The sequence below is a fragment of the Clostridium sp. CAG:43 genome (assembly GCF_000434655.1).
GTDB classification, from domain to species: Bacteria; Bacillota; Clostridia; order Lachnospirales; family Lachnospiraceae; genus Otoolea; species Otoolea fessa.
The window spans coordinates 1,257-7,042 of the sequence record NZ_FR895028.1 but is presented as its reverse complement, the minus strand read 5'-3'; the positions used below and the strand labels follow the sequence as shown (position 1 = coordinate 7,042).

Sequence of the window (5,786 nt, the reverse complement as noted above, 5' to 3'; positions counted from 1 at the left end):
GAAACCGGCGATCATCCGTGCTAAGAAAAAAGAGACGCTCGAGGATCGTGCGATCGACTTTTTAAGCCAGGTATTTGATGCGATGAACTTAGATGTGAAGATCGCAGCGGCTTTCAATGAGGAAGAGTGCGAGATGAACATTGACCTCTCCGGTGAGGATATGGGTATTTTGATCGGTAAGAGAGGTCAGACCCTGGATTCTCTCCAGTATCTGGTCAGCCTGGTTGTCAACAAGAAGAGCGAGAATTACGTCCGCGTGAAGCTCGATACCGAGAATTACCGCGAGAGACGGAAGGAGACGCTTGAGACACTGGCAAAGAACATTGCTTACAAGGTAAAGAGAACGAAACGTTCCGTATCTTTGGAGCCGATGAACCCGTATGAGAGACGGATCATTCATGCAGCGCTGCAGAATGACAAGTATGTCACCACCCGCAGCGAGGGCGAGGATCCGTTCCGGCATGTGATTATTTCGCTGAAGCGTGAGGGCAGACGCGAGAGAAGTGACGGGTATGGGAGATATGAGAAGTAAATAAGTGTGACAAAGAAGGTCTGGAGGTATCTAGACCTTCTTTTTTGTGGGGGATCGAGCGCGAGAGGTTTATCGTGAAAACATGAAAAAAAGAAATAAATATTAGACTAGATTTGTAAATAAAGATGGGAAAATGCTTCCATATGGTATAGAATAAGAAGATAAAAAGCAAGGAAGGATTTATATATATGGTATATACAGATACAATCGCCGCGATCGCGACGGCGCTTTCAAGTTCGGGGATTGGGATTATCCGGATTAGCGGTTCGGACGCTGTTGCGGTGGCGGAGAGGATGTTTGAACCGGCGGTGGCGGGGAAGAGGCTTTCAGAGCAGAAAACGTATACGATTCATTATGGATATATTCGGGATGGAGAGGAACGGATCGATGAAGTGCTGCTTCTTTTGATGCGCGGTCCGCACAGTTATACGGCGGAGGACACGGTAGAGATTGACTGTCACGGAGGCGTGCTGGTGATGAAGCGGATTCTGGAGCTGGCGGTAAAATGTGGGGCGCGGCTGGCGGAACCAGGCGAATTTACGAAGCGGGCGTTTTTAAATGGCAGAATTGATCTTTCGCAGGCGGAAGCCGTGATCGATGTGATCCAGTCGAAAAATGAGTATGCGCTGCAGTCTTCGGTCAGCCAGTTGAGCGGTTCAATGTCGCGGAAAGTACGGGAACTCCGCGAAAAACTAATCTATGAGATTGCCTTTATTGAGTCTGCACTTGATGATCCGGAGCATATTTCTCTGGACGGATACCCGGAGCGCCTTCGGGAGACGCTGCAGCCGATTGAGATGGAGCTGGAGGCGTCGATCGGGACGTTTGACAACGGGCGTATCATGACGGAGGGGATCAAAACCGTGATCTTAGGTAAGCCGAATGCAGGAAAATCGTCCCTGATGAATGTACTGCTGGGAGAGGATCGCGCGATTGTGACAGAGATCGCCGGTACGACACGCGATACGCTGGAGGAAAATATCCGTCTGCGCGGGCTTAGCTTAAATTTGATCGATACGGCGGGCATCCGGGAAACGGAGGATATCGTTGAAAAGATTGGCGTGGAACGGGCGAGAAAGATTGCGGATGAGGCAGATTTGATCTTGTATGTGGTCGATGGATCAAGGGAGCTGGATGAAAATGACCGTCAGATCCTCGATTTGATCCGGGGACGGAAGGTGATCGTCCTCTTAAATAAGACAGATCTGGAACCGGTTCTCACAGAAGAAGCGCTTCGCGAAGCGTGCGGGCAGGAAGTGATCCCGGTATCGGCGAAGGAACAGCAGGGAATTGATCGATTGGAGGAAAAAATTCAGACGATGTTCTTGCAGGGAAACCTGAATTTCAACGATCAGGTCATGCTGACAAACGTCCGTCACAAGACGGCGATGGAGCAGGCGCTGAAAAGCCTGCGTCTGGTCGAGACAAGCATCGACAATGCGATGCCGGAGGATTTTTTCTCGATTGATCTGATGGATGCCTATGAACATCTTGGAACGATCCTTGGGGAATCACTGGAAGAGGATCTGGTGAATGAGATTTTCAGCCATTTTTGTATGGGGAAATAGATCAATTTTTTTGCAAGGTTTCTTTCCTTGTGGTATGATAGGGTGGATCTGAAAACAAGAAAGAATATAAGGCGTTTAATCGAATTGAAATGTACAGCTGCAGTAAAATCGGCTGCGGCTCATGCGCAGTGATTCTGTAAAGAATATGTCAGCTTCGCTGACCAGAATCACGCGCCAAGTCTCACGGACGTTCGACTTGAATAGAATGCAGAGATAGAGAGGAAAGAGGAAACATGCCCTGTTTAACAGAAAATTATGATGTAGCGGTCGTCGGGGCGGGACACGCCGGCTGTGAGGCGGCGCTGGCAAGCGCGAGACTGGGACTCGAGACGATCGTGTTTACCGTCAGCGTGGACAGCATCGCCCTGATGCCGTGCAACCCGAATGTCGGCGGAAGCTCGAAGGGCCACTTGGTGCGCGAGCTGGATGCGCTCGGCGGCGAGATGGGAAAAAATATAGATAAAACCTTTATACAGTCCAAGATGCTCAACCAGTCCAAGGGACCGGCGGTGCATTCGCTCCGCGCGCAGGCGGACAAGCAGGAATACACCCGCCAGATGCGCCGTACCATGGAAAATACCGATCACCTGACGATCCGTCAAGGAGAGGTGGCAGAGCTGATCGTGGAAGAAGGTCAGATCAAAGGACTGAAAACGTACTCCGGCGCGACGTATTACTGCAAGGCGGTGGTGCTGGCAACGGGAACGTACCTGAAAGCGAGATGTATCTATGGCGATGTGAGCAATCCGACCGGACCGAATGGTCTGCAGGCGGCAAACCATCTGACAGACTCCCTGAAAAAGCTGGGAATCGAGATGTTCCGTTTCAAGACGGGCACACCGGCGCGTGTCGATAAGCGCAGCATCGATTTTTCTAAGATGGAAGAGCAGTTCGGCGATGAGAGGATTGTGCCATTTTCTTTTTCCACCGATCCGGAGTCGGTGCAGAAGGAGCAGGTGTCCTGCTGGCTGACCTATACCAATGAGAAAACACATGAGATCATCCGCAACAACCTGGATCGATCGCCCCTCTTTTCGGGCGCGATCGAGGGAACAGGTCCGCGTTACTGTCCATCGATCGAGGATAAGGTGGTAAAATTTCCAGATAAGAACCGTCATCAGGTTTTTGTCGAGCCGGAGGGAATTTATACGAATGAAATGTATCTGGGCGGTATGTCCAGTTCCCTGCCGGAGGATGTGCAGTACGCGATGTACCGTACCGTGCCGGGACTCGAAAATGTAAAAATTGTTCGAAATGCATATGCAATTGAGTACGATTGTATCAATGCACGCCAGTTAAAGGCATCGCTGGAATTTAAGGCGATCCGGGGATTGTTCAGCGGCGGTCAGTTTAACGGAAGCTCCGGTTATGAGGAAGCGGCGGTACAGGGCTTTATGGCGGGTGTCAATGCGGCGCGCGAAGTGCTGGGAAAAGAACCGATCATCCTCGACCGTTCCCAGGCGTATATCGGTGTCTTGATCGACGATCTGGTTACCAAAGAAAACCATGAACCGTACCGGATGATGACGTCGCGTGCGGAATACCGCCTGCTTTTGCGTCAGGACAACGCGGATCTGCGTCTTTCCCCGATCGGGCATGAGATTGGACTGGTCAGTGATGCGATGTATGAGCGTGTCCTCTGGAAAGAAAAAATGATCGAGGAAGAGGCAAAGCGTCTGGAGAAGATCAACATTGGCGCTGGAAAAGAAGTGCAGGAATTTTTAGAGCGCCACGGAAGCACCCCGCTCAAGACCGCGGCAACGCTGGCAGAGCTGGTACGCCGTCCGGAGTTAAGCTATGAAGCACTGGCAGAGCTGGATCCGAACCGTCCGGAACTTCCGGAAGATGTGATCGAGCAGATCAACATCAACATCAAGTATGACGGCTATATCCGCCGCCAGCTGCAGCAGGTTGCACAGTTCAAGAAGATGGAGAGCCGGAAGCTGGATGAAAACTTCGACTATTCCACGGTCGGAAGCCTGCGCCGTGAGGCAGTACAGAAATTAAATCTCTATAAACCGGCAAATATCGGTCAGGCATCCCGAATCGCGGGCGTGTCACCGGCGGATATTTCGGTGCTGCTGGTACACTTAGAGCAGAGCCGCCATGCGGGACATGGGGAAGAGAAGAAAGAACTGTAAAATAGAAACGAGCGGATTCAGAGTTACTGTACACGGGCAGGCACTTTTGGAACCGAAAGTGCCGTAAGAAAACCTGGTGGCAGGAGGAATTTGCCGTATTTAAATGCGAAGCCACGGCAAATTCCGTTACTGGGCACGTATGCGTGAACAGTAATGAGCACGTATGCGTGAACAGTAACGAGTCAGAGACTGCATGGAAACAGGTAAACGCATTGCAGCAACTCAAAATGTAAGATAGATAAGAACCTGAGAAAAAATAGAACATATCATAAAGGATATATTTATGGCAGAAGAAAATAAAGTAGAAAGCGGTGTGGTTCTGCCTCCGGTAGACTTTACCGAGCAGCTTCAGAAAGAAGCGCAGGAGATGGGCGTCGCGTTAAATGAACACCAGATCAAGCAGTTCTACGATTACTATGAACTGTTGATTCATTGGAATACGATGGTGAATCTGACAGCGATCACGGAACAGAAGGAAGTTGTGACCAAACATTTTTCGGATAGTCTGGCACTTGTGAAAGCGGTGCCGGATCTGGCAGAGAAAGAGTATACGTTGATCGATGTTGGAACGGGAGCTGGATTTCCGGGTATCCCGTTAAAGATTGCATTTCCAAATTTAAAGGTCACGCTTCTCGATTCTTTAAATAAGCGGATCAACTTTCTGAACGAGGTAATTCAGGCATTGGAACTGGAAAAAATTCAGGCGGTTCACGGACGGGCGGAGGATGCGGCACATGATAATGTTTCACGTGAAACATTTGATTTCTGCGTTTCACGCGCGGTGGCAAATCTGTCCACGCTGTCGGAATACTGCCTGCCATTTGTCAAGGTGGGAGGCTGGTTTGTACCGTACAAATCAGGCAAACTGGAGGAAGAGATGAAGACGGGAAAAGGTGCGATCCGCAAGCTGGGCGGCGAGCTGGAGGATGTGATTTCCTTCCACCTTGCCAATGAGGATGAGCGTAACCTGGTCCGGATTCATAAGACAGAGAGGACGGGAAAGAAGTATCCGAGAAAAGCGGGAACGCCGTCGCGGGAGCCGTTGAAATAAAGCAATCAAAAGGTGGATAGAGAAAGACTGTATATAGAACACGTAGAGTATGCAGTCTTTCTTTTTCATATAGGCGGGGTTTAAACAAAAATGTATGACTGAATATTTGTCCTGGAAGATTGTGTTCCAGAAGCCGTATCAGGTATATGACAGAGGAAATCTGGAGAAGCAGGTAGAGGCGATGGCAGAGCTGGAAATAATAGGGAAAATTTATAAAATTTGAGTTTTCGTTACAGAATATAGTTTTTTGTGCGAAAGCCGAGGAGATCGAGTGGGAATAATGTAGAATAAAGAGGAGCATTCCGGGGGTTTGGTTCGTATATAGATAGTGCGGCGGGACCTGGATGAAACATTAGGACCGTTCCTATCAAGAAGCAACAAACAAAGGCGCACGGAAGGATGACGCTGTGAGTATGAAAGATACTGGAAAAATGGTATCTGCATCATGGTATGAGTATGAAAAAGCATTTTTTATGGAGATGTGGGAAAGAGAG

At 49.5% G+C, this 5,786-nt stretch carries 5 protein-coding genes; all 5 read left to right on the top strand.

The window, feature by feature from the left end; translation table 11 throughout:
- A partial coding sequence (gene jag, locus QVO97_RS02255) for an RNA-binding cell elongation regulator Jag/EloR (protein WP_288188691.1) occupies positions 1-532 on the top strand: 532 nt, incomplete at its 5' end.
- Between the two features lie 188 nt (positions 533-720).
- The gene (gene mnmE / locus QVO97_RS02250; RefSeq protein ID WP_022358789.1) at positions 721-2,100 is read left to right on the top strand and encodes a tRNA uridine-5-carboxymethylaminomethyl(34) synthesis GTPase MnmE; all 1,380 of its coding nucleotides are present in this window, start codon (positions 721-723) and stop codon (positions 2,098-2,100) included.
- 233 nt (positions 2,101-2,333) lie between these two features.
- The gene (gene mnmG, locus QVO97_RS02245; RefSeq protein ID WP_022358788.1) at positions 2,334-4,241 is read left to right on the top strand and encodes a tRNA uridine-5-carboxymethylaminomethyl(34) synthesis enzyme MnmG; all 1,908 of its coding nucleotides are present in this window, start codon (positions 2,334-2,336) and stop codon (positions 4,239-4,241) included.
- 283 nt (positions 4,242-4,524) lie between these two features.
- Positions 4,525-5,292, top strand: a complete 768-nt coding sequence (rsmG, locus tag QVO97_RS02240) for a 16S rRNA (guanine(527)-N(7))-methyltransferase RsmG (protein WP_022358787.1) — start codon at positions 4,525-4,527, stop codon at positions 5,290-5,292.
- Positions 5,293-5,386: 94 nt separating this feature from the next.
- Positions 5,387-5,515: a hypothetical protein gene (locus QVO97_RS02235; protein WP_288188688.1), complete on the top strand. Its 129-nt coding sequence runs from the start codon at positions 5,387-5,389 to the stop codon at positions 5,513-5,515.
- The last annotated feature ends 271 nt before the right edge of the window (positions 5,516-5,786 follow it).

Excerpts from the sequence above, each read along its gene's own strand:
- mnmE (WP_022358789.1), top strand. The coding sequence starts at position 721 with ATGGTATATACAGATACAATCGCCGCGATCGCGACGGCGCTTTCAAGT.
- mnmG (WP_022358788.1), top strand. The coding sequence starts at position 2,334 with ATGCCCTGTTTAACAGAAAATTATGATGTAGCGGTCGTCGGGGCGGGA.
- rsmG (WP_022358787.1), top strand. The coding sequence starts at position 4,525 with ATGGCAGAAGAAAATAAAGTAGAAAGCGGTGTGGTTCTGCCTCCGGTA.
- QVO97_RS02235 (WP_288188688.1), top strand. The coding sequence starts at position 5,387 with ATGACTGAATATTTGTCCTGGAAGATTGTGTTCCAGAAGCCGTATCAG.